Origin of the sequence: Sphingomonas alpina (genome assembly GCF_014490665.1) — a bacterium.
In the GTDB taxonomy this organism is placed as follows: Bacteria; Pseudomonadota; Alphaproteobacteria; order Sphingomonadales; family Sphingomonadaceae; genus Sphingomonas; species Sphingomonas alpina.
On sequence record NZ_CP061038.1, the window covers coordinates 732,259 to 755,878 of the forward strand.

Consider the following 23,620-nt stretch of genomic DNA (forward strand, 5'->3'; position numbering starts at 1 on the left):
TCAGCGTCCTTTTGCCGGACGGGCCGGGACGATGCGGACCTGCGCACCGGGCTGGACGCGGATCTGGCCTTCGGTGACGACGACATCGCCGGGCTTCAGGCCGCTGGTGACGATCACGCTGTCGCCGAAGCGGCGGCCAGTGGTGACCGAGACCGGCTCGGCCTTGCCTTCGCTGCGCGCCTTGGGGCCGCGGACCACGGTCACGCTGTCGCCCGAGGCGGAGGTCTGGATCGCCGAGACAGGTACGACCAGCGCGCCGCTCTGCGCCGGCAAGTCGAGCGATGCGGTGACATACATGCCGGGGCGCAGCGCGCGATCGGGGTTGGGCATCACCGCCTGGACGGTGACGTTGCGGGTGTCCTCGCCGATGCGCGGTTCGATCGCATTGACTCGCGCAGTAAAGCTGCGGCCGGGCCAGGCATCAGAGGTTACGCGCACCACACCGCCGACCGGCAGGCGCGACAATTCCTGCTGCGGCACGGTGAAATCGACATAGAGCTGGTCGAGGCTGGTCAGCGTCGCGATCCCGTCGCCGGGGTTGAGATACTGGCCGAGATTGGCGCGGCGGATGCCGATCTGGCCGGAAAAGGGCGCACGCACCTGTTTCTGGGTGATCCGCGCGTCAATCTGCTGAACGGCGGCGCGCGCCTGGTCGAGTTCGGCGCGGCGTTGCTGCAGCAGCTCGCGCGGCTCCGCGCCGGTCGGGGCAAGTTCCTGCGACCGGGCAAGCTGGATCGACGCGAAATTCGCGCGGGCGATAGCGGCTGCGCGGTCGGCGCGCTCCGGCGCGTCATAGAGCTGAACCAGTAGTGCGCCTTGTCCGACCGTGGCGCCGGCGGTGACGCGCAGGGCCACGACGCGACCGGAAACCTCGGGCGCCAGCATCACTTCGCGCACGGCCCGGAGCGAGCCGACCGCTTCCAGCGCCGCCGGCACATCGCCTGGCTGCACGACCATCGCCGCGACCGGCGTGGCCGGCGGTGCCCCCTGCGCCGGTGCCGCCGAGCGGGCGGCCTTCCAGGCATAGAGGCCGCCGAATAGCAGCACGATCACCGCCGCAGCAAGGATCAGCGGACGAATCCGCGATCGATCGGCGGTGAGGGGCAAGGGCGAATCGGGGGAGGGCAGTGTCGACATTGCGATCCTGACGTGTTTAAATCGACTGATGGTCAATATTATTGCGAATGATTATTAATTAATGCGCGTCACGTCAAGATGCTCGCGTCGCGGCATTGTCACGCGCTAGGAAGGAGTGATGGCGATCGAGCGATTTGTCCGCAGAGGGCGCGTTGGCCGTGCCCGCCCCCGGCCATCCGGCGCACCGGTCGGCCCGCGTCGCGCCGATCTGCGCCGGGCGACGCTTCTTGCCGCGGCCGGTACCCTGTTCGAGACGCAGGGCGTCGAGGCCACCACGGTCGACGAGATCGCCTTGTTGGCCGGGGTCGCGAAGGGCACTTTCTACCATTATTTCGAGACCAAGGCGGACCTGATCCCGGCGTTGCGCGAGCGCTTTTCCGATGCCTTCATGACCCGGGTGAAACGAGCCGTGAATGCGTGCGGTGCGGGCGACTGGCACGGCAGGCTCAAGGCATGGATCGAGGCGGCCGTGATGGCCTATTTCGATATGAGCGCGCTGCATGACGTGGTGTTCCACGGTGCGGAAATGCCGTTGCGCCAGGCGATGGGCGATATCCCGGTGGTGCTGGATCTGGCGGCGCTGCTGGCCGGGGGAAATGCGGCGGGCGCCTGGGCGGTCAGGGACGCACGCGAAGTCGCGGTCATCATGTTCCACGGCCTGCATGGCGCAACCGACGAAGCGATCGTGACGGGACGAACCGTGGACGAGATCGCCACCCTGTTGTCCGCGCTTTACCTGCGGATGATTGCCGTGCCCGATTAGCCGGCCATCACGGTCGGACGGCCGCATGGCCCGTTGCGAATGCGTCAAGAAAAGCTCCCTTCCCGAATCGGGAGCTGCCTCTATAAAACCTCAACAAAGGTTGAGGTAAAGCGGGAAATGACCGGGAGGAAAGAAACGGATGAAAGCGTGATCGATATTGACGTTGCGCAAGCCGGGGATGGTCCAGCGGTCATCGCGCTATGGGATGCGTGCGGCCTGATCCGTCCGTGGAACGATGCCCGGGCCGATTTCGCGCTGGCGCTCGATACGCCGACCAGCACCATATTGATCGCGCGCGACAAGCAGGCGATCGTGGCCAGTGTCATGACCGGTTTCGACGGCCATCGCGGCTGGGTCTATTATCTCGCAGTGGCGCCCGACAGGCGGCGCGGCGGCCATGGGCGAGCGATGATGGCGGCGGCCGAGCAATGGCTGCGCGGGCGCGGCGTGCCGAAGCTGCAGCTGATGGTGCGCGACGATAATGAAGCCGTACTCGGCTTCTATGCGGCATTGGGTCTGGAGCGGCAGAATGTCGTGACGCTCGGACGGTTTCTGAAGGACGATCAATGACGGTGATGTACGGCATCAAGAATTGCGACACGATCAAGAAGGCGCGGACCTGGCTCGCCGATCACGGCGTCGCCTATGATTTTCACGACTATAAATCCGCCGGGATCGATGAAGCGACCTTGCGGCGCTGGGCCGGGATCGTCGGCTGGGAAATACTGCTCAATCGTGCCGGTACCACCTTTCGTGCGCTGCCCGATGGCGACAAGGCCGATATCGACGAGGCAAAGGCGATCGCGCTGATGCTGGCCGGTCCGTCGATGATCAAACGCCCGGTGCTCGATACCGGCGCCACGATCCTGGTCGGGTTCAAGCCCGATGCCTATGCGGCGGCGGGGCTTGGTTCCTGACCCTCAAAATCAGGCCGGATCGGGCCGATTTGCCTTTCCGTCAAGGAAGAGTCATCCTCCGCCTGACAATGGGGAGGAGTATATGGCAAATCTTCGGGAAACACCGCCGGTCTGGTTCTGGGTCGTTGCGATTGTCCTCACCTTGTGGGGCATAGTGGGCGTGTTCGCCTTCTATACGGATGCCGCGATGAGCGATGCCGTCAAGGCACAGTTGAGCGAGTATGACCGCAATCTGCGGGCCAGCCAGCCGACATGGTTCGTCTGGCTCTATGCGGTGGCGACGATCAGCGGTCTGCTTGGCGGTATCGCGCTTCTCGCGCGCTCGGCTCTTGCGCGGATTTTCTTCGTCTTGTCGCTGGTGAGCGTGGTCCTGCAGTTCGGTTGGGTCTTCGCCGCGACCGACCTGATAGCGGTTAAGGGCTTTGTCGTCGCCTGCGCTTTGCCGATCTTCATCGCGATCGTTGCGGCATTCCAGGTCTGGTTTGCTGGCCTTGCGCGGAAACGGGCTTGGATTGCCTGACGGCATGATTGCGGTGCTGGCATCGGCCCGCCCGATCCGCTAGTTCGCAGGTCATGTCCACGACCTATACGATCGATACATCGACCAGCCGCGCGAATCCCACACCGGCACCGATGAAAAGGCTGACCGTCCCGGCGATCCTCAATCGCAAGGGCAAGGAGCCGCTGGTGATGCTCACCGCCTATACGGTGCGCATGGCGCAGCTGCTCGATCCGCATTGCGACATATTGCTGGTCGGCGACAGCCTGGGCCAGGTGATCTACGGTTTCCCTTCCACGCTGCAGGTGACGCTCGACATGATGTGCGCGCATGGCGCGGCGGTTGTGCGGGGCAGCTATCATTCGCTGGTGGTGATCGACATGCCGTTCGGCAGCTATGAGGGTAGCCCGGAACAGGCCTTTGCCTCGGCCTCGCGCGTCATGGCGGAGACCGGCGCGGCGGCGATCAAGATGGAAGGCGGCGAGGCGATGGCCCCGACCGTCGCATTCCTCACGGCACGCGGCATTCCGGTCATGGGCCATATCGGCCTGACGCCGCAGGCTGTGAACGCGCTTGGCGGCTATGGCGCGCGCGGACGCAGCAATGCCGAGCATGCGAAGATCGTTGCCGATGCGCGCGCGATCGCCGATGCCGGCGCCTTCGCGATCGTCGCGGAAGGGATCATCGAGCCCCTGGCCCGCACCGTCACGGCGGAAGTGTCGTGCCCGGTGATCGGCATCGGCGCGTCGGCCGATTGCGACGGCCAGGTGCTGGTCACCGAAGATATGCTCGGTATGTTCGAACGCACGCCGCGTTTCGTGAAGAAGTTCGATGATCTTGCCGGGCGTATTTCTGCCGCAGTCGAGACCTATGCAGCCGATGTGCGGTCGCGGACCTTTCCCGGGCCGGAACAGACTTACCAGCCCAAGTCCTGAGCCGGAGCTAACGTGTCGGAAGCCAAATTAGCTAAGGATTGAGTCACTTCCGTTTGTGCGCTGCCGCCGCTAAGGTCCGCGCCTCCCCATCCTGACCCCGTATCTGGAGCCTGCCTTGGCCGTCCCGCCGAACCCCGACGAAGCATTTTTGCGTGAGGTCGATGAAGAACTCCGCCGCGACCAGCTCGCCAGTGTCTGGACGCGCTATGGCCGCTGGTTGATCCTGGCTGTGGTTGCGGCCCTCGCGCTGTTCGGCGGGTTCCTCTACTGGCAGCATCACAAGACCGAAGCCGCCGGCAAGCAGGGCGAAGAGCTGCAGGCGGTGGTCGAGGATCCCGCCGCGAAGCCGGCCAACGCCAAGGTCTTGCAGGAACTGGCCGGATCGAACGTCGAGGGCTATCGAGCCACCGCCAAATTCGCTCAGGCCGATGCGCTGCTGCAGAAGAAGGATCTGAAGGGCGCCGCCGGCAAGCTGGCCGAGATCGCCGCCGATACGTCGCTGGATCAGCCGTTCCGCGATCTCGCACTGGTGCGCCAGACATCGATCGAATTCGACGATTTGAAGCCGGACGTTATCGTCAATCGCCTGCGACCGCTCGCAGTCAAGGGCAACCCCTGGTTCGGAAGCGCGGGCGAACTGGTCGCGGGCGCCTATCTGCGGATGAACCGGAAAGATCTGGCAGGCCCGTTGTTCGGCCAGATCGCCCGCGAAGAAACCGTTCCCGCCACCTTGCGTCAACGCGCGGTTCAGATGGCGGGCGTATTGGGTGTAGACGCGGTCGAAACACCTGAGGAAAAGAAAGCACCATGATGACAGGGAAGAGGGTGCCGCTCGCGATCGCGGCTCTCCTGGCGCTCAGCGCCTGTGGCGTGTTCAAGGGCGGCCAGAAGAAGACGCCGGTGCTGGGGGATCGCGTGCCGATCCTGCTCTCCGAAAGCGCCAGCGAGCCGGACAAGACGATCGCCGCGGTGGAGGTGCTGCTGCCGCCGGCCGAGGTCAATGACAGCTGGAGCCAGCCGGGCGGCAGTGCATCCAAATCGATGGGTCAGCTGGCCCTGGGTGGTTCGCTCTCGCGGGCCTGGACTGCCACCGTCAATGGCGGATCGAATCGCCAGCGGCTCGCGGCGCCTCCCGTCGTCGCCGGTGGCCGGCTTTACGCGATCGATGTCGATGCGACGGTCTATGCCTTTGCCGCCGACACCGGCGCCAAGGTCTGGTCGACCAGCATCGTCAAGGGCACAGAGAACAAGGGCGCACGCTTTGGCGGCGGCGTCAGCTTCGAGGATGGCCGGGTCTATGCGACCGATGGTCTCGGCGATGTCGTGGCGCTCGATGCCAATAACGGCACTGAGGTCTGGCGTACGAAACCGGGCGGCCCGTTGCGGGGTTCGCCGACCATTTCCAACGGTAACCTGTATGTGCTGAGCCAGGACAATCAGCTGTTCTCGGTCGCGCTGGCCGACGGCACGGTCGGCTGGACTCAATCCGGTTCGCTCGAATCGCAAGGGGTGTTCGGCGTTGCCGCGCCGGCCGCGGCGCAAGGCTCCGTGGTTGCCGGCTTCTCGTCGGGCGAACTCAACGCCTATCGCTACGAAAATGGTCGCCCGCTGTGGCAGGATGCATTGTCGCGTTCGGCAATCTCGACTTCGGTATCGTCGCTGGCGGATATCGACGCTGCGCCGGTGATCGATCAGGGTCGCGTCTATGCCGTCGGTCAGGGCGGTCGTACCGTTGCAATCGATCTCGCCACCGGCCAGCGCGTCTGGTCGCAGAATTTCGCCGGTATCTCGACGCCGTGGATCGCGGGCGAATGGCTGTTCCTGATCACCGACGATGCACGGCTGGTCTGCCTGACGCGATCGACCGGACTGGTGCGCTGGATCAGCCAGCTCGATGGGTACAAGAACGTCAAGAAGCGCAAGAATCCGATCACCTGGTTCGGCCCCGTCCTGGCCGGCAACCGGCTGATCCTGACCAATTCGGAAGGCGAAATCGTCTCCGCATCGGTCAGCAATGGCGAAATCAGCTCGACAATGAAGGGTGGGGCTCCGTTCAGCCTGCCGCCGGTCGTCGCCAACAACACACTCTATGTGCTCGACAAGAAGGGCCGGATTTCGGCCTATCGGTAATGATTTCGAGGTCTCGCCCAATGGGCGGGACCTTGATGTTGCACATTGGGGTGACCTTTGCTGCAGAGCGGCGTAAGGCACGCTCATGTCCAAACTCCCTACGGTCGCGATCATTGGCCGGCCCAATGTCGGCAAATCGACTCTGTTCAACCGCCTCGTCGGCAAGAAGCTCGCGCTGGTCGATGACCGGCCCGGGGTGACGCGCGACCGGCGCGAAGGCGACGCGACGCTGGTCGGGCTCGACTTCCGCATCATCGACACCGCCGGCTATGAAGATGAAGATGCTGCCTCGCTGCCCGGCCGGATGCGCGCGCAGACCGAGGCTGCCGTCGCGCAGGCCGATGTCGCGCTGTTCATGATCGACTCGCGCGTTGGGCTGGTCCCGCTCGACGAGGAAATCGCGCGCTGGCTGCGCGGATCAAACACACCGGTCGTGCTGGTCGCCAACAAGGCGGAAGGCAAGGCGGGGGAGTCCGGCATTCTCGAATCGCTGTCGCTCGGTTTCGGCGATCCGGTCCAGCTGTCCGCCGAGCATGGCGAAGGTATGGGCGATCTCTTTGACGCGCTGCTCCCCTATATCGAGCATGAGGATCTCGAAGAGGAGGAAGAGGAAGATCCCGAGAACCCCGATGCGCCGCTCAAGCTGGCGATCGTCGGGCGGCCCAATGCCGGCAAATCGACGCTGATCAATCGCATGCTTGGCCAGGAGCGGCTGATTACCGGGCCGGAGGCCGGCATCACGCGAGATTCGATTGCGATCGAATGGCTGTGGAACGATCCCGAACGCGGCGAGCGCGCGGTTCGGTTGATCGACACCGCCGGTATGCGCAAGCGCGCCAATGTGCAGGACAAGCTGGAAAAGCTGTCGGTTGCCGATGCGCTGCACGCGATCGACTTTGCCGAAGTCGTCGTGCTGCTGCTCGACGCGACGCGCGGGCTTGAAGCGCAGGACCTGCGCATCGCCGACAACGCGTTGCAGGAAGGGCGCGCGCTGGTCGTCGCGCTCAACAAATGGGACGTGGCGGAAAATGCTTCCAGCCTGTTCAACGGCGTCAAGGCGGCGCTCGAAGAAGGGCTGAGCCAGGTCAAGGGCGTGCCGGTGCTGACCGTGTCGGCTGCGACCGGCAAGGGCATCGATACGCTGCTCAAGGTCGCGTTCGAGACGCGCGAGGCCTGGTCGAAGCGGATCGGCACCGGCGAACTCAATCGCTGGTTCGAAAAGGCGATCGAGGCCAATCCGCCGCCCGCACCCGGCGGCAAACGCATCAAGCTGCGCTATCTGACTCAGGCCAAGACGCGCCCGCCGGGTTTCGTGCTGTTCGGTACGCGGGTCGATCAATTGCCGACAAGCTATCAACGCTATCTGATCAACGGCATTCGCCGCGATCTCGGCTTTGGTGCGGTACCGGTGCGGCTGACGCTTCGAGCACCGAAGAATCCGTTCGACCGATGATCGGCGATGTTGATCCGGCTAGGATGAAATTCGCCTGATACAGGATGTGGTCGGTGATTTTCCGGCTCAAACAGGCGGCCGAATAGTCAAATTGGGGCCGACATGGCCCTTCCGTCAATCCATCCTTTACTGACGCGGGCTAGAAACAGGGCGAACCTCTAGGGCAGATCATGCCCGGAGGGAGGGAGACGCTAGTGTCATTTGAGGGCAGCACGCTGGTCGATTGGACGACCTTTTCGCGTTCGCGGAGCGAACTCGGGGCGGGCTTTGTGCGCATCCTCGGCTATTTCCGCGAAGACGGCGTGAAGTCGGTCGCGGCGATCGAGGCCGCAATGCGCGCGCAGAATGCCGCCGCGTTGGTGATCCCGGCGCACACGCTGAAAGGGGAGGCACGTCAGTTCGGTGCCGAACCGCTGGGCGAGCTTGCCGAGGAAATCGAAACCATCGCCCGCGATTGCGTCGAGAGCCACGACACGCCCGAACAGGCGCTGCGTCATGTCGTCAGGCTGCGTCCGCTGTTCGAAGAGACGCTCAACCTGCTCGAGCGCGAAGCCAATCCGCTGGTCGAGCGCCGCCCGGCCTCCTTCGGCAAACGCCCGCTGTTCGAGAATTAAACAGGGTTGAGCGCGCGACGTATCGCGCGCTCCGATTCCTTTACTCGCTCTCTTCGGCCTTTGCATTGAGCTGGATATAATTCTCCAGCCCCATCCGCTCGATCATCTCGAACTGGCGCTCCAGCGTGTCGACATGCTCTTCCTCGCTGTCGAGGATGCGGCGGAACAGGTCGCGGCTTACATAGTCGCGCACGCTCTCGCTATGCTCGATCGCGTCGCGCAGCAGCGGCAGCGCCTCCATCTCCAGCGCGAGATCCGCTTTCAGCACTTCCTCGACCGACTCGCCGATGCGCAGCCGTCCGAGCAGCTGGAAATTGGGCAGACCGTCGAGGAACAAGATGCGCTCCGACAGCCAGTCGGCATGTTTCATCTCGTCGATCGATTCGTGGCGCTCGAACTCGGCGAGTTTCTTCACGCCCCAATGATCGAGCAGCCGGTAATGCAGCCAATACTGGTTGATCGCGGTCAGCTCATTCTTGAGCGCCTCGTTCAGATAATCGATGACTTTCGCGTCGCCCTTCATGGCACATATCTCCGTTCGTTACGCGTATGATAGCGCAACGAGCGGGCAGCGAACAGTCAAAAAATGGCGGAATTCTGCGGTTTTCTGGGTCTGCGAACGCTACGCAGCAGCACGTTCCGAATCGATAATGGCTCGCGCAAACGGGACGCACTGGCCGCATTTCGGCTGGCGACCCAGTGCACGATAGGCCTGGCAGGCGCTGGTCGCACCTTGCCGCGCCGCTTCGCGCACGTCACGTTCCCGAATTGCATTACAAACGCAGACGACCATTGGATGCTCCACCGCTTGGCCTTCTATCTAGGGCTAATGCGAACTACTCGCAAGCTATTTTGCGGTTGATTCGCAAGAGCTGAGAAGCGTGGGAAGCGCATCGGAGTTGAGTCCGAACTTAGTGATGCGCGAATTTTCGATTCAGCGAAGCTCCTTGCGAATCACCAGCTTCAGCCCCGACCAGGTCGCATCGACAGCGCAGACCTTGATATCGACCAGCCCGATCGGCAGCGCGACCGCACGCACGACATCCTCGGTGATGTCGGTGTCTGTCTTCGCGGCCTTTTTCGGCCAGGACACCCACAGGAACCCGGCGGGGGCGAGCAGGCCGCGCAGCAGCGCCACATCACGTGCCAGGTCCGCGGCGCGCGTGACGAAGATATGCGCCGCCTCCAGCCCTGCGGACGGGGCGAGTTGCTCGTCGACACCGATCGCCTCGGGATCGATTTCCGCCCGGACGCTGTCGGGCATGTCGCGGAACCAGCAGCGCTGCCCGGCCTTCAGGCCAAGCTTCGTCGCAAGCGGCGTGCCCGAATAGCCGCTCGCCACCCGCCTTACCCTATGCGACCAGATCGGGGCCCATCAGGGCCGGGAAGAAGCCTTCATGCGCGCTGCGCAGCTGCGCCAGCGTCACAACATGGTCGTCATCGGTCAGCTCGAAGATCAGCCGGTCGGTGATGGTGCGCCCGATCCGCTCCATCTCCACCCCGGCGGCATGGGCGGCCGACAGCGTGTCGAGCAGCGCATGGTCGGCGACGGTCGCGATATAGAGGCCCTGATCCTCGCCGAACAGCGAACAGGCAACGCCGCAGGGCAGGGGAGCGTGAAGCATTGCACCGATATTGCCGGCCAGCGCCATCTCCGCGATCGCCACGGCGACGCCGCCGTCCGATACATCATGGACCGCGGTCAACGCGCCGGCAGCGATGGCGCGGCGCACGAATTCGCCATTGCGGCGCTCGGCATCGAGATCGACCGGCGGCGGCGGGCCTTCCTCGCGGCCATGGACTTCGCGCAGCCAGAGCGACTGGCCGAGATGGCCGCTGCGCGTGCCGATCAGCACGATCACGTCGCCAGTGCCCTTGAACGCGATGGTCGCCGATTTCGACCAGTCGGCAAGCAGGCCGACTCCGCCGATCGCCGGCGTCGGCAGGATCGCCGAGCCGGTGCCGTCGTCATTCTTGGTTTCATTGTAGAGCGAGACGTTGCCGCTCACGATCGGGAAGTCGAGCGCCTTGCACGCTTCGGCCATGCCCTCGATGCAGCCGACGAACTGGCCCATGATCTCGGGCCGCTGCGGGTTGCCGAAATTCATGCAGTCGGTGGTGGCGAGCGGCTTGGCGCCGACCGCGCTCAGATTGCGATACGCCTCGGCAATCGCCTGCTTGCCGCCTTCATAGGGGTCGGCATAGCAATAGCGCGGGGTGCAATCGGTGGTGATCGCCAGGCCCTTATTGGTGCCATGGACGCGCACGACCGCGGCGTCGCCGCCGGGGCGCTGCACCGTGTCGCCGCCGACCATGTGGTCATATTGTTCCCAGATCCAGCGCCGGCTGGCGATGTCGGGCGAGGCCATCAGTTTGAGCAGGTCGGCCGCGATATCGGTCGTCACCGGCACATCGTACAGTGGCGCCGGCGGCGGCGTCTTGACCCAGGGACGGTCATAGGCGGGCGCCTCGTCGGCCAGCGGGCCGAGCGGGATATCGCACACCGTCTCACCCTTGAAGGTCAGCACCATGCGGCCCGTATCGGTGACATTGCCGATCACCGCGAAGTCGAGCTCCCATTTGCGGAAGATCGCTTCGGCGAAATCCTCGCGGCCAGGCTTGAGCACCATGAGCATGCGCTCCTGGCTCTCGCTCAGCATCATCTCATAGGGCGTCATGCCGGTTTCGCGGCACGGTACATGATCCATGTTGAGCTCGATCCCGACGCCGCCCTTCGACGCCATCTCGACGCTGGACGAGGTCAGGCCGGCCGCGCCCATATCCTGAATCGCGACGATCGCATCCGACGCCATCAGTTCGAGGCAGGCCTCGATCAGCAGCTTTTCGGTGAACGGGTCACCGACCTGCACGGTCGGGCGCTTCTCCTCCGAATCCTCGGAGAAATCGGCCGAGGCCATGGTCGCGCCATGAATGCCGTCGCGGCCGGTCTTCGACCCGACATAGACGATCGAATTGCCCACGCCGGAGGCGGCGGAATAGAAGATCTTGTCGGTCTCGGCGACGCCGACGGTCATCGCATTGACCAGGATGTTGCCGTCATAGGCGCGGTGGAAATTCACCTCGCCGCCGACCGTCGGCACGCCGACGCAATTGCCATAGCCGCCAATGCCATGGACGACGCCGGCGATCAGGTGGCGCATCTTGGGATGATCGGGCCGGCCGAAACGCAACGCATTGAGATTCGCCACTGGCCGCGCGCCCATGGTGAACACGTCGCGCAGGATGCCGCCGACTCCGGTCGCCGCACCCTGATAGGGCTCGATATAGGACGGGTGGTTGTGGCTCTCCATCTTGAAGATCGCCGCCTGGCCGTCGCCGATATCGATCACGCCGGCATTCTCGCCGGGTCCGCAAATTACCTGCGGGCCGGTGGTGGGCAGCTTTTTCAAATGGATACGGCTGGATTTATAGGAGCAATGCTCCGACCACATGACCGAAAAAATGCCCAGCTCGGTGATGTTCGGCTCGCGTCCCATGGCGTGCAGGACACGCTCATATTCTTCGGGCGACAGGCCGTGCTCGGCAACGATTTGCGGTGTGATCTCGCTCATGCGGCGGCTCTAACGACAGCGGGGAGATTCGTCACCCCTTACGGCGCTTCCAAAAACGCAGGCGACGGAACAGGCCGCGCTTGGCGAAAGCCTCGAACATCTCGTCCGGGCCTTCGGGATCCAGCACTTCATTGTCGGCGAGCCATGCTTCGACCTCGCTGAGATTGGGTACTTCATAGGGGATCAGTGTCTTGCCCGGTCCACGCAGCCGCTCGATCGTTTCGATCAGCGAGCCGCTCGCGTCGATTGCTGCTGCGACAACATCGATCTCCTTGCCGAGATGCTCGGCGATCAGCCCGTCGCGAATCGCGCGGATGCAGGCCGGGTCGGCGCCATGATCGGCATCGATCGTCACATCGCATTCGGTGTCGAGCCGCAGCGACCGGTTGTTGAAGTTGGACGACCCGACCCGCAGCACCTGGTCGTCGATCACCAGGATCTTGGCATGGACATAGATCGGCGCGCCGCCCGCGGTGTGCGGGTGATACATGCGCAGCCGGTTGTGGGTGTCGTGGTGCTTCAGCGCCTCGAACAGGCGCGCCCGTGCGGTGTCCATCGCGATCGGCTCGAGCCAGCCTTCGGCCGTGACCGGATTGACGATCACCACTTCGGGCCCGTCCGCTTCATCGAGCCGCTTGGCGATCGCCTCGGCGATACGGCGCGAGGCGAAATACTGGCTTTCGGCATAAATGTGCCGCGTCGCGCGCGCGATCAGGTCGAGATAGAGCGCCTCGATCTCGTGCACCGGGTCGAGGTCGGGCATTTCAGGTTGCGAGCGGGAGATTGCGACCCGGATGTCGCTGAAATCGGCGTCGAGATCGTCCGGCCAGCAATCCGCCGATACGTCCGGCGTGGCGATCGGATCGCCACCGGCGAGCGCCCAGCGGTCGCGACACAGCTCGCCCAACGCAATAGCGACTGGTCCCTGCAACGCGGTGGTCGCGTCGTGCCAGGGTTTATAGGGCTTGCCGTTCATCATCCGGCCGGGCTGCTCATCGAGATGCTCGCGCGTGTCCCAGCGCTCCGAGGTCATGTCGATCCCGCCGCAAAAGGCGAGGCAGTCGTCGATCACGACGATTTTCTGGTGGTGCGAGGCCGCGACCGGGTGGAAGCTGTCGAGCTTGGTATGAATGCGGGGATGCCGCATCCATTGGATCACGGTGAAGATGGTCGTACCGCGCAGCAACGTCTTCACCGCGCCGACATCCCAGCGCAGCAGATAGACGTTGAGATCGGCGTTGCGTTCGACCAGCCAGTAGATGAAGTCCCCGACATTATGCGGTCCGCCATCCTCGACATGCTCGCCGGGCACCAGGTCGATGCGCGCATCGAAATCCCAGCCGATCAGCAGGATCTGCTGCCGCGCCTTGAGCATTGCCGAGCGCGCGGCGCGGAAATAGCGATCCGCGTCGATCAGCACCGTCGCCTTGTCGACCTGTTCGATCCGCCAGCAATTGCGGCCGGGTTCGAGCCCGCTCAAAGGATTTCGCGAATGCGCTCGGGCGGGCGGCCGAGCCGGACGCCCTTCTCGGTCTCGACCAGTGCGCGTTCGATCAGGATGGGATCGGCGACCATCGCGTCGAGGATCGCATCATCGCTGGCTCCGGCCAACGCCTTTGCGCCATCCTCGGCTTTGCGCAGCCCCTCGCGCGGCGTCATGCCTGCGCGTGCATAGAGCGAGGCGAGCTTCTCCCGGGTCGGCGGCGTCTTGAGATACTCCACCACCTCGACCTCGACGCCGGGCGCGCCGTTGAGGATCGCCAGCGCCTCGCGCGACTTGGAACAGCGCGGATTATGCCAGATCGTCGCCTTCACTTTGCCGCTACTCCTGCCGGTTTCAGATATTTGTCGAACCACGCCACAGTACGCTTGAGCGAATCGAGCTGGTTCTCGCGCTTCTGGAAGCCGTGCCCTTCGGCCGGGTAGAAGATCGTCTCGACCACATTGCCCTTGGCCGTCAGGATATCGTTGACCTCCTGCGCCTGGCCACGCGGCACGCGGATGTCATTCTCGCCCTGGATCGTCAGCAGCGGCGCCTTGGCGGCGCGGATATAGGTCAGCGGCGAAGCGGCGTCATAGACTTTGGGGTCGGATTCGGGCGTGCCGAGCAGGCCACGCTGATAGGCCTTTAGCCGCTCGTCCTGGTCGCGGTACATGGTGCGCCAGTTGATGATGCCGAACCATTGCACCGCAGCGGCGAATTCGTCGGGCGTGCGACCGATCGCCATCAGGGTCATGAACCCGCCATAGCTGCCGCCGAAGATGCCGACGCGTTTCGCATCGACATAGCCGGTCTGGACCAGAAAGGTCTTGGCCGCGACGGTATCCTTCAGGTCGCCACCGCCCAGGTCCTTGAAATTCGCTTCCTGGAAGGCCTTGCCATAGCCGGTCGAGCCGCGGAAATTGGGCTGGATCACGACATAGCCGCGGCTGGCAAAGGCGGTGGCGTAGCGGCTATAGCCGTCCTGTGATTGCCCGGTCGGGCCGCCATGCGGCAGCACGATCGCCGGATTGCCGCCGTCGCGCTTGAGGTTGGCGGGCATGGTCACGATCGCGCTGACCAGCGTGCCGTCGAAGCTCTTATAGGTGACGACCTGCGATTTGGGCAGCACGGCCGGCATCAGGCTGGCGATGGCGAGTTGAGTCGCCGGTCGCGACTGGCCGGTCGCGAGATCATAGAGATAGAGATTGGCCGGCGAGTCTGCGCCCGAATGACTGACCAGCAAGGTCTTGCCATCGGGCGACCGCGGATCCGCTCCGGCGAGATAATTGACCCCCGGCGGGATCGGCAGCGCTGTCTCGGCACCGGTCGCAAGATCGAACCGGTAGAGCGTGCTGCGGGTATCGGCATTGGTGGCGAAGATCAGTGCCGTGCCGTCGCGGGTGAAGCTGCTGGCCTCCTGCTCCCATGGCGTCGGTTTCAGCCAGCGCCAGCTTTTCGCGCCGGTATCATACAGGCCGGCATGAAGCTGGCCGGTGCCCTCATCGGTGCTGACCGCAATCCATTTGCCGTCGGCGGTCACGTCATTGGCCTGATAGACGGTGTCCGCCTTGCCGAGCAGCTTCGTGGTGCCGCCGCTGGCGATGTCGATCCGCCACACTTCGGCAACGCGTGAATCGACTCGGCTGCGCCCGGCGATGAGCGCCGCACCGCCCTCGATCCACGCCACCGGCGACCAGCCGAACTGGGCATCGGCTTCGCTCGTCAGCACGCGAACTTTGCCGTCGCCGTCCATCACCGCAATGTTCGACTGGCCCTGCGATTTGAGCTTGACCGAGAGCGCGGTCAGCCCGTCTTTCGGGCCGACCAGCATGCTGCTTTCCTGGCGATCGGGCGTGTTGGTCAGATTCTCGACCGCACCGCCATCGACCGGCACGCGGTAGATGTCGGTATATTCATTGCCGCCGACATCCTGCTGGAAATAGACATATTTTCCGTCGGCCGAGGTGACCAGCCCCGTCTGTGAATCATCCGCCTGCGTAATCTGCACCGGCCAGCTGCCGGCCGTATCGGTACGCCAGATATTGGTGCGGCCGGTGAGGTTGGTCGCGACGAAGATCTGCTTGCCGTCGGTGCTCCACGCCGTGCTGCCGAGCGTGCGCGAGGTGCCGATATCCTCGACCGGCACGGCGCGGGCATTGGGATTGACCGGTGAGGTGACGCTTTTTGGATCGGTGACGGGCCGGTCGGGCGTCTTGACCTGTGCGGCGAGCGGGCTCGCGGCGATGGCAAGGACGCTGATGGCGGTGGCGGCAAGCAGATGACGCACGCTGATTCTCCCTGTGATGCCGTCATCTGGCAGAGTGGCGGGGCAGGGGAAAGGGGCGTGCCGGGCATCAGCGGGATTGATTCGGGGATCATGTCGTTTGGCGCCGCAGCATATCCGGTACGGGTGTTGGCATGACTGCAAATTCCCGCAGCTGCGGGAGTATCGTGACAAATCCTGGGCAGGGTCATGACATGCTCACTCCAGCCTTCGGTCTGGTTGATGGTCGGGCCTGCACAACTGAATCGGCCTGTCGACGAGGCTTCCGCCCGCGACATGAAAGCCCGCGCTCCGAGGGTGGGCATGACATCAGCCGAGCGTGATGTGAATCGATCTGCTCAACGGCGGTGAGGGGGGAGGCTGACCGGGAGAGATATGGGACACCCGATTGTGCCATATCTTCGGCGCGGTCGGGTGTCTGGAGTTTAAATAATTCGTTTCAATATCAGCTGCTTAGTGTCAATGGAAGATTTTGGGGCACAATAGCTAATTGGCGCGTATCGTTGCACATCGCCGGATCTGGAATTTAATATTGTGTCCCCAAAATAGACGGGGCGATGACAGAGTGTCGAGACGGGGTGCCTGAATAGGGTCAGGCTTTGTCAGGTCGCGTCACCCGGTACGCCGATGTCGCCGTCCGCGATCCATTCTCGCCAGATCAGGACCAATGCCGCCATCACGGCGGGGCCGACGAACAGGCCCAAAAGCCCGATTGTCTCCACCCCGCCGACGATGCCGATGAGCACCCACACGAACGGCAGGCGGGTCGTGCCGCCGATCAGACCGGGGCGCAGGAAGTGATCGATCACGAAATTGATCAGGAAGCCGAGAACGCCGACCACGATCGCAGCCGTTATGGAACCCTTGATGACCAGCAGCGCCACCGCGATCAGCAGGACCGCGACCAGCCCGAATGGCACGATCGACGCGAGACCGGATAACAGGCCTATCAGGATCGGATGGGGCACCCCGGCAATGGCATAGATGACGGCCATGATGATGCCCTGCGCCAGGCCGAGCAGGACCAGCCCGTCGACCGTTCCCCGCACCGACGCGGAGATCTGCCGGCCCAGGCGAATGCCGGCCTCGCCGAACGCACGCTTCGTGCCGCGTTCCAATTGCTGAACCACGGTGTCGCGATCACGGATCAGGAAAAACAGTACGACGATGGTGAAGGCGAACACGACGACGCGTCTGATGACGCCGTGGGTCAGCGTTTGGGATTGTTTGAGCAGCGTGTCGGTGTCGATCCGTCCCAACTGCTCCGACGCGGCCGCCGCGGTGAGCAAATGGGTGTTCCACCACGCGGTGATCTCCGTCGAACCGATCGGCAGGGTCGCTACCCATGCGGGGAGGGGAACGCCATTGGCACGCGCTTGTGCGAGCCAGAGCGCAGCGCTTTGTGCTTCCACGACCGCGCGTGAGACGGCGATCACCACCGGCACGACGACGATGAGCAGCACCGCCAGGGTGATCAGGCTGGCAGCGAGGGTGTGACGGCCGGGCCAGCGGGTCACGATGCGGCGGCGAAGCGGCTCGACCGCGACGGTCACGACGCCGGCCCATAAAATCGACGGCACGAACGCATGACCGATCCACAGCGCCACCAGCGCGACCGCTGTCGCAAGCGCGATCCGGGCGCGCACTTGCGCCGTCTTCGATTTTTCCACGTTCATCCCTTCGCGATTTTGCGCCTGGTCCCTGAAGATGCCTTGCGTGACCAGCTTTCGCCAGAGCGCCATGGTCGGCGTCTCCCGAAACGCCCCTGAGGGCGGCCGGCATGGCCGCAATTCGAACCGTTCAGCGGTCGCGCGGTTGGCGCGCGTCATTGTGTATAGCTGGATCTGGGAAGTCCGCGGATAATTTAGTGTCCCGGAAATAGTCCGTGGCGAATATCGAAGAGCAGATGCAACTCTCCCGCACGCTCATCGCTCGATGAGCACGTCGCGGGCCTCGCCGGGACCGACTGCCTTCGCCCCGTCAGTTGAGCAGAAAGTCGCGGATTTGCCGGGCGACTGGCTCCGGCGCTGCCCAGAACGCGCCGTGATCCTGGCCAGGCAGGGTCAATACCGTGACCTTCGGCAGGAGCGTGGCCAACGCGTCGGCGCCCACGCCGAAATAGGGCTCGCTGTTGCCGCCGATGGCGACCGCAATCGGCGCGTCGATCGACCAGCGGTCGGCGGGCAGGGGTTTGCCGTCCATCAGTCCCCGGAGGATGCGCCCTTCATAGGCGAAGGTGTGGGCGTAACGTGCCATCTCAGCCCAGGACGGGTCCTGCTTCATCGGCTCGATGTACTCCGTGGGAACGCCGATCATCTCCGTCATCACATATTCGACAGCCTCGCTGCGCTTGCCCGCCGCGACAAGCTCTTCCACATGATCGACATAGTCGGCAGGCGCTGGCGGCCGGGAGTCGTCGACAATGAACGGTGGCTCGTAGAGGTAGAGGCCCGTCACCCTGTCACCGAGCGCGCTCGCCGCGTCGAGTGCGATCGCACAGCCGCCGGAGCCGCTGGTCAAGGCTGCGGGGCTGCCTGCAATGTCGATCAGTGCGGCGATATCCTCGATTTCGCGGGCGGGGTCATAGGGCTGTGGGTCACCGCTGCCGCCGCGGCCGCGGCGATCGAAACGGATCACCGTGAAGTGCTCCGACAAGACCTTGGCCAGCCCGGCGACGCCAGTGTGGTCCTCGGCGACGTTGCTGATCACGATGATCGCCGGGCCGGAGCCGGTCTTCTCATACGCGATCGTTGTGCCGTCGGCCGAGGTGGTGGTCTGCATGATCAAGTCTCCTTGGGGTGTTTCGAGCAGGTTGCCGAGCCGGTCGAGGGTTTCGGCATAGCCCTCGGCCATCTGCAGCTCGACCGCTCGCTGCAGTGCCTCGTCGTCAGGGAAGCTTGCCTCGACCTCGACGCGGCAACCGGTGCCGGTCGAGGTGAAGGTGACCGAGGTCGGGAAGGTGCCGCTGCCGTCGGGTTGCCATGCCTCGTCGGCGAAGGCGTCCTCATAGGTCAGTTCCGCGCGTGGGGCGACGATGCCGTAGGTGGCGACGCTGCGGACCGGCCCGGCCGATCCGTCCTCCGGTGCGATCTGGAACCGCCACCGGCCGCCCGGTCGTACGTCCATTTCGTACACGGTCGCGGTCCAGCCCGCCGGGCCCCACCACATCGCGATCGCCTCGCTGTCGGTCCATGCCCACCACGCACGGTCCACATTGGCGGCGTAGATGCGGCTGATGTGGATGGTGTTGCGCGATCTGTCGATCACAATGCCGTCCTCAGGCATGGTCTGGTTCCTCACTGTTCCGTCCCGTCAAGGAAGGAGCCGAGGCGGTCCATCCGTTCCGACCACAGGCCGGCGAAGCGCTGCGTCCATTCGCTCAGTTCGCGCATCGATTCCGGACGTAGCCGGTAGATCCGTTGCTGTGCGTGCTTCGTTGCCTCGACCACGCCCACCTCGGCGAGCAGGCGCAGATGCCGGGACACCTGTGGCTGACCCATGACAAGGTTGTCGACGATGCCGCCGACCGACCGCGGGCCATCCCTGAGTAATTCGACGATCCGGAACCGGTTCGGCTCCGAGATCGCGGTCAATCGCTGCTGCACGGTGTCGATCATGATGGCAACATACGCAATTATATATATACATGCAAGAGCATATACAGATCGTTGGTTTAGGAGAATCTGGTCGGGTGTGCGAACTCAGGGGCGTAACGACCGTGGCGCTGTCGTGTGGATGTTGGCGGCCGCAACACGCTGCGGCGCACCCGTTGCGCGGGCATAGCCCGAGCTCGCAAGTGCTTGTGCTTGGCATGGAAAGATTTGGAGACACCTCACCTAACTGACTAGCGTCGTTGCGTGTGGCTGGATCCGGAAATCTGTAGATAGTTTAGTATAGTGTCCCCGAAAAATACCGGGCAAGCGATCCAAGCGGCCCGATTGCGCAATAGTCACTCCCTTTACGCCATGCCATAGTCGCACCGCATATGAAGGAGCGAGATGATGCCTCGACGAAGCCAGCGTTTCGGCAAATATCGCGGGACAGTCGTCAACAATGTCGACCCGCAGGACTTGGGGCGCATCCAGCTCATGATCCCTGATGTTTATGGCGCGACGCCTGCTCCTTGGGCAATGCCGTGCACTCCCGTAGCGGCTGCCGGAGCCGGCATGATCGCGATCCCGCCCATTGGCGCGACGGTCTGGGTGGAGTTTGAACGAGGCGACGACGACCATCCGATATGGGTCGGCGGCTTCTGGCCCACAGCGGCGGAATTTCCTCGATCGATACTCTCGTCGCCGTTCTTCGGCATCGCATTCAAGACACCGGGCGGTCATAGCCTGGTCATCAGCGATGCGCCGGGTCCGGCGGGCGGCATCGTTCTGCGGACCGCAGCGGGCGCAGCGCTGACCTTCAACGATACCGGAATCCACATTTCCAATGGGCAAGGCGCATCGGTAACGTTGGTCGGGCCCACGGTCTCGGTCAACAACGACGCGTTGGAAGTGACATGATACCCAGCCCTCTGGTCACGCTCGATGCGGTGGCTGTCTGTCCCCATGGGGGTCGGATCGCCGCGACAAGTCGCGGCCGCGTGCGCGTCGGCAGAGTGCCGGTCGTCACCATGTTCGATCCATGCCTGATCGCCGGCTGTCCCTTCTTTGTGGGCGACCGGCCCGATCCCTGCGTCTCCGTTCGATGGGTGGGACGTACGACACGCGTACTGATCGGCGGCCAGCCAGCGGTTCTGCAAGCGGGCGCGGGCATCGCCCTCAATGCTGGTCAGGTGCCGGCCGGACCGGTGACGATAGTCGGCGGGCAGACACGTGTGGCGGGCGCATAAGGGCGGCGCAGCGGTGCTGGCAATCAGGCAAAGATGTCTCGGAAGATCGGGGACTCCATAGCTGACTGGTGCGCCTCGTTGCGTATGGCTGGATCCCGAAATCTGCGAATAGTTTCCCCGAAATACCGGGACCGAGATCGCGCGCTGGCTGCCAGCGCCCAATTTATGCCGCTCCGGTGCAAATCGCGTTGCCTGAAACCCGCCATTGACTCATCTTCCACCTCGGCCGGCATCGAAGCACACAGGCGGTCCAGCAGCGGAGAATGATTGCAATGTATGCCGAATTGAAAGGAGAGAACGCCGCTCCTCGTGACTTCAGCGTTTGCGAGCCTTCGCGCGCGCCAGACCTGCTGAGCGAAGTGCTTCAGGATCTGCGGCTGGCGAACGCCACCTACGGCCGGACTGAACTGACGGCCCCCTGGGGCATCGACATTCCATTCAAGGAAGGTGTCCGCTTTCACTATATCGTGGAAGGGCGGTGCCTGATGCGTAGCAGCAACCTTCCTCCGGTCAAGATGCACGCCGGGGATGTGGTTCTTTTACCGCATGGCACAGCGCACGAGATTGCGAACGATGAGTCGTCGCGGATCCGACCGCTCGCCGATCTGGGGCCGACGCTCATAGGCAACGGAACCTATCGCCTGGCGGCCGGCGGCGGCGGCGAACCGACCCTGATCGTCTGTTGTACCATTGGCTTTGAGGGGCCCACCGCCAATCCGCTGCTGGAGATGCTTCCGCAAATCATCCATGTCCGCCGGAATGATCTTCGGGATTCCTACATCACCGCCGTTCTTGATCTCATGGCGCAAGAGGTGCGGGCCCAGCGGATCGGCACCGCAACCATCATGGCACGCCTCGCCGACATCATCCTGACCCATATCATCCGCACATGGGTTGAGACCGGAGAGGCGAGCCTGACCGGATGGCTTGCCGCCATCAAGGATCCGCAAGTCGGACGGGCGCTGGGCAGCATCCACCGCGACCCGGGAAAGGACTGGAACCTGAACGCGCTGGCCGCCATCGCCGGCATGTCGCGATCCCAGTTCTCGCGACGCTTCAATGAACTGCTAAAGGCTTCTCCCGCCCGTTATCTCACCCAATGGCGCATGCGCTTGGCAACGGTGTGGATTCGGAACAACTACATGACCGTAACCGAAGTGGCCGCACAACTTGGCTATGAATCAGAAGCGTCGTTTAGTCGCGCGTTCAAACGAACTGTCGGAATTTCCCCGAGTTTCGTCAGGAAGCCATCCGAATAATTATTCTGTTCCGCACACCCCTGAATCCATCAGCCGTCATTCCATTCCATAGCGCAAATGGCCATGCCGATGACACGTTCGGCAATGGGAAACACGCCTGCACCATCTTATCCTCTCAAGCCGAATATCCCGAGGCTTGAAGAATGAGGATGACCGTCGTGCCTGATAAAACAGTTCGCAACGTGCGAAGAACTCGGTCGATTTCGGGAGCCCTCGCGATCCTTTTTCTGACCGCGACCTCTCCCGTGATCGCCCAATCCGCCGATGCGCCAACGACATCTCCACAGGACCTGCCACCCTTTGTGAAGCGTGGCCTGCCCGGCGACTTCCATGCGGCGCTCAAGCCGCTTGAAGGCCGGTGGCGTGCGGCGAAGCAGATATTCATCGCACTCGGAACGGCGGAGCGCCCCGCAATGTCGGACCGGATCACCACAACCCGAAGCTGGATTGGCGGCGGGAGGCATTTGCTGGACATCACCCAGGGCACGATCGGCGGGGCACCATATTATCGATTAGGCGTGCTGGGCTTTTCCAACATCGACCACCGCTACGAGTTCGCGACGTTCGACGGCATGAACGCGAACAGCATGCTCTACAAATCGGAGCCGCTGGACAGGCCCGGCAAGCTGATCGAGCTGTCCGGCACGTTTAGCGATCAGGGGCTCCTGGGCGAGGCCTTTGCGGGCAAGATCATTCCGATGCGCACGATCATTCGCATCATCGATCCCGACCGGCACGAGATCGAACTGCGTTTCGATGTGCCGGGCGGGCAGCAAAACATCCTCATCGACCGAACCATTTACACCCGCATCCCGGGCTAGGAGGAAGGCATGCAGTTTGTCGCGATCCTGCGTCTTCGCAATGATGCCACGGAACAGCAACAGGCAGCGGTTCGTCGTGCGGAAGTTCAGGCGGTGTGGGGCCTTGCCAAGTCCGGCGTCCTGCGATCGATCCATTTCATTTCCGCGCCCGGACGCGGGGCTGTGATGATGATCGAAGCGGCTGACATCGGTGAAGCTACGCGTCATGTCGACGCGCTTCCGGCGGTCAAGGGCGGTCTGCTCAATCCCGAAATCATCGGCCTGGCTCCTTTCAACGGTTATGAGGTGCTATTCCATACTTGAGCGTCGCACATTCCTGGCCGCCGTGGCAGCCAGCGCTTTCGGCGGTCTTTCCTCGCAGGCAGAGGCCCAGGCGACCGGCGGGCTGCCGCCCTTCTTTACGCGAGGGCTGCCTGGCCCGGGGCACGACGCGGCGAAGGTGCTGGCGGGCAAGTGGCGGGTGTCGATTTCGCTCTATATGGCGCTGGGCTCGCTTGATCATCCGGTCACCTCGACCGATATTGTCACCTCTCGTGAATGGATCGATGACGGCCGTTTCCTGCAAGACACGACCGTCGGCTCGATTGGCGGCATGCCCTATTGGCGGCAAGGCACGCTCGGTTATGACACCATGGCCTCGTGCTATCAGTGGATGACCATCGACAACGTCAATGCCGGCATGATGTTCTACCAAGGCGCGCGCGGCTCCGGCGCGCACTTTCCGGTCAACATGACGGGGACCTTTATCGATCAGGGCGTGCTTGGCGAAGCCTATGCCGGCAAGACCATTGGTCAACGTACCGAGATCATCGTCAAGAACCCTGACGAACATGTCTTCAACATCTACTTCACACCGCCCGGCGAATCCGAACGGATCGCCGATCACAATGTCTACACTCGCATTTCTTGAAGA

The 23,620-nt window shown here is 63.5% G+C and carries 26 protein-coding genes; 15 read left to right on the forward strand and 11 right to left on the reverse strand.

What is annotated here, in order from left to right:
- Positions 1 to 1,137 carry an efflux RND transporter periplasmic adaptor subunit gene (locus tag H3Z74_RS03320; protein ID WP_187762587.1) on the reverse strand — a complete coding sequence of 379 codons (1,137 nt, stop codon included), beginning with the start codon at positions 1,135 to 1,137 and terminating at the stop codon, positions 1 to 3.
- Between the two features lie 118 nt (positions 1,138 to 1,255).
- On the opposite strand from H3Z74_RS03320, the gene H3Z74_RS03325 reads away from it, so the two are divergent.
- The 9 genes from H3Z74_RS03325 (at position 1,256) to H3Z74_RS03365 (ending at position 8,448) form a co-directional block, all read left to right on the forward strand.
- The gene (locus tag H3Z74_RS03325) at positions 1,256 to 1,900 is read left to right on the forward strand and encodes a TetR/AcrR family transcriptional regulator (protein ID WP_187762588.1); all 645 of its coding nucleotides are present in this window, start codon (positions 1,256 to 1,258) and stop codon (positions 1,898 to 1,900) included.
- Between the two features lie 147 nt (positions 1,901 to 2,047).
- A complete protein-coding gene (locus tag H3Z74_RS03330) occupies positions 2,048 to 2,470 on the forward strand; it encodes a GNAT family acetyltransferase (protein ID WP_315443308.1) in 423 nt (140 codons plus the stop codon).
- On the forward strand, positions 2,467 to 2,817 hold the full coding sequence (locus H3Z74_RS03335; RefSeq protein ID WP_187762590.1) for an ArsC family reductase: 351 nt from the start codon (positions 2,467 to 2,469) through the stop codon (positions 2,815 to 2,817). The genes H3Z74_RS03330 and H3Z74_RS03335 overlap by 4 nt, the downstream gene beginning before the upstream one ends.
- 82 nt (positions 2,818 to 2,899) lie before the next feature.
- A complete protein-coding gene (locus H3Z74_RS03340; RefSeq protein ID WP_187762591.1) occupies positions 2,900 to 3,337 on the forward strand; it encodes a hypothetical protein in 438 nt (145 codons plus the stop codon).
- Between the two features lie 53 nt (positions 3,338 to 3,390).
- On the forward strand, positions 3,391 to 4,251 hold the full coding sequence (gene panB, locus H3Z74_RS03345) for a 3-methyl-2-oxobutanoate hydroxymethyltransferase (protein WP_187762592.1): 861 nt from the start codon (positions 3,391 to 3,393) through the stop codon (positions 4,249 to 4,251).
- Between the two features lie 115 nt (positions 4,252 to 4,366).
- Entirely contained in the window at positions 4,367 to 5,062 is a 696-nt protein-coding gene (locus tag H3Z74_RS03350) for a tetratricopeptide repeat protein (protein WP_187762593.1), read from the forward strand.
- The gene (locus H3Z74_RS03355; RefSeq protein ID WP_187762594.1) at positions 5,059 to 6,381 is read left to right on the forward strand and encodes an outer membrane protein assembly factor BamB family protein; all 1,323 of its coding nucleotides are present in this window, start codon (positions 5,059 to 5,061) and stop codon (positions 6,379 to 6,381) included. Before H3Z74_RS03350 ends, H3Z74_RS03355 begins: the two co-directional genes overlap by 4 nt.
- An 85-nt stretch (positions 6,382 to 6,466) precedes the next feature.
- Positions 6,467 to 7,834, forward strand: coding sequence for a ribosome biogenesis GTPase Der (der, locus tag H3Z74_RS03360; protein ID WP_187762595.1), 1,368 nt, complete (start codon positions 6,467 to 6,469; stop codon positions 7,832 to 7,834).
- A 194-nt stretch (positions 7,835 to 8,028) separates the two neighbouring features.
- On the forward strand, positions 8,029 to 8,448 hold the full coding sequence (locus tag H3Z74_RS03365; protein ID WP_229726853.1) for an Hpt domain-containing protein: 420 nt from the start codon (positions 8,029 to 8,031) through the stop codon (positions 8,446 to 8,448).
- 40 nt (positions 8,449 to 8,488) lie between these two features.
- Here H3Z74_RS03365 and bfr read toward each other — a convergent pair whose 3' ends face one another.
- The 10 genes from bfr to H3Z74_RS03415 all read right to left on the reverse strand — a co-directional run bounded on the left by bfr (position 8,489) and on the right by H3Z74_RS03415 (position 19,404).
- Complete coding sequence (gene bfr, locus H3Z74_RS03370) at positions 8,489 to 8,971, reverse strand: bacterioferritin (protein ID WP_034159346.1); 483 nt, start codon at positions 8,969 to 8,971, stop codon at positions 8,489 to 8,491.
- Positions 8,972 to 9,070: 99 nt separating this feature from the next.
- Positions 9,071 to 9,241 (reverse strand): (2Fe-2S)-binding protein, encoded by a 171-nt coding sequence (locus tag H3Z74_RS03375; RefSeq protein WP_082006538.1) that lies wholly within the window; start codon positions 9,239 to 9,241, stop codon positions 9,071 to 9,073.
- Between the two features lie 141 nt (positions 9,242 to 9,382).
- On the reverse strand, positions 9,383 to 9,790 hold the full coding sequence (locus H3Z74_RS03380; RefSeq protein WP_187762597.1) for a hypothetical protein: 408 nt from the start codon (positions 9,788 to 9,790) through the stop codon (positions 9,383 to 9,385).
- A 10-nt stretch (positions 9,791 to 9,800) separates the two neighbouring features.
- Complete coding sequence (gene purL / locus H3Z74_RS03385; protein ID WP_187762598.1) at positions 9,801 to 12,020, reverse strand: phosphoribosylformylglycinamidine synthase subunit PurL; 2,220 nt, start codon at positions 12,018 to 12,020, stop codon at positions 9,801 to 9,803.
- 31 nt (positions 12,021 to 12,051) lie between these two features.
- A complete protein-coding gene (locus H3Z74_RS03390) occupies positions 12,052 to 13,500 on the reverse strand; it encodes a phospholipase D-like domain-containing protein (RefSeq protein WP_187762599.1) in 1,449 nt (482 codons plus the stop codon).
- The gene (locus tag H3Z74_RS03395; RefSeq protein WP_187762600.1) at positions 13,497 to 13,835 is read right to left on the reverse strand and encodes an arsenate reductase family protein; all 339 of its coding nucleotides are present in this window, start codon (positions 13,833 to 13,835) and stop codon (positions 13,497 to 13,499) included. Before H3Z74_RS03395 ends, H3Z74_RS03390 begins: the two co-directional genes overlap by 4 nt.
- Positions 13,832 to 15,790 (reverse strand): S9 family peptidase, encoded by a 1,959-nt coding sequence (locus H3Z74_RS03400; RefSeq protein WP_187762601.1) that lies wholly within the window; start codon positions 15,788 to 15,790, stop codon positions 13,832 to 13,834. The genes H3Z74_RS03395 and H3Z74_RS03400 overlap by 4 nt, the downstream gene beginning before the upstream one ends.
- A gap of 599 nt (positions 15,791 to 16,389) precedes the next feature.
- A complete protein-coding gene (locus H3Z74_RS03405) occupies positions 16,390 to 17,394 on the reverse strand; it encodes an AI-2E family transporter (RefSeq protein ID WP_229726854.1) in 1,005 nt (334 codons plus the stop codon).
- 373 nt (positions 17,395 to 17,767) lie between these two features.
- Entirely contained in the window at positions 17,768 to 19,072 is a 1,305-nt protein-coding gene (locus tag H3Z74_RS03410) for an alpha/beta fold hydrolase (RefSeq protein ID WP_187762602.1), read from the reverse strand.
- Between the two features lie 11 nt (positions 19,073 to 19,083).
- Positions 19,084 to 19,404 (reverse strand): ArsR/SmtB family transcription factor, encoded by a 321-nt coding sequence (locus H3Z74_RS03415; RefSeq protein WP_187762603.1) that lies wholly within the window; start codon positions 19,402 to 19,404, stop codon positions 19,084 to 19,086.
- Between the two features lie 471 nt (positions 19,405 to 19,875).
- On the opposite strand from H3Z74_RS03415, the gene H3Z74_RS03420 reads away from it, so the two are divergent.
- The 6 genes from H3Z74_RS03420 to H3Z74_RS03445 all read left to right on the forward strand — a co-directional run bounded on the left by H3Z74_RS03420 (position 19,876) and on the right by H3Z74_RS03445 (position 23,617).
- Positions 19,876 to 20,298: a phage baseplate assembly protein V gene (locus H3Z74_RS03420; RefSeq protein ID WP_229727049.1), complete on the forward strand. Its 423-nt coding sequence runs from the start codon at positions 19,876 to 19,878 to the stop codon at positions 20,296 to 20,298.
- Positions 20,295 to 20,627: a hypothetical protein gene (locus tag H3Z74_RS03425; protein ID WP_187762605.1), complete on the forward strand. Its 333-nt coding sequence runs from the start codon at positions 20,295 to 20,297 to the stop codon at positions 20,625 to 20,627. The genes H3Z74_RS03420 and H3Z74_RS03425 overlap by 4 nt, the downstream gene beginning before the upstream one ends.
- 272 nt (positions 20,628 to 20,899) lie before the next feature.
- A complete protein-coding gene (locus H3Z74_RS03430; protein WP_187764140.1) occupies positions 20,900 to 21,886 on the forward strand; it encodes an AraC family transcriptional regulator in 987 nt (328 codons plus the stop codon).
- A 149-nt stretch (positions 21,887 to 22,035) separates the two neighbouring features.
- Positions 22,036 to 22,707 (forward strand): DUF1579 family protein, encoded by a 672-nt coding sequence (locus H3Z74_RS03435; protein WP_229726855.1) that lies wholly within the window; start codon positions 22,036 to 22,038, stop codon positions 22,705 to 22,707.
- 9 nt (positions 22,708 to 22,716) lie between these two features.
- Entirely contained in the window at positions 22,717 to 23,010 is a 294-nt protein-coding gene (locus tag H3Z74_RS03440) for a YciI family protein (protein ID WP_187762607.1), read from the forward strand.
- A 22-nt stretch (positions 23,011 to 23,032) separates the two neighbouring features.
- The gene (locus H3Z74_RS03445; RefSeq protein WP_187762608.1) at positions 23,033 to 23,617 is read left to right on the forward strand and encodes a DUF1579 family protein; all 585 of its coding nucleotides are present in this window, start codon (positions 23,033 to 23,035) and stop codon (positions 23,615 to 23,617) included.
- The last annotated feature ends 3 nt before the right edge of the window (positions 23,618 to 23,620 follow it).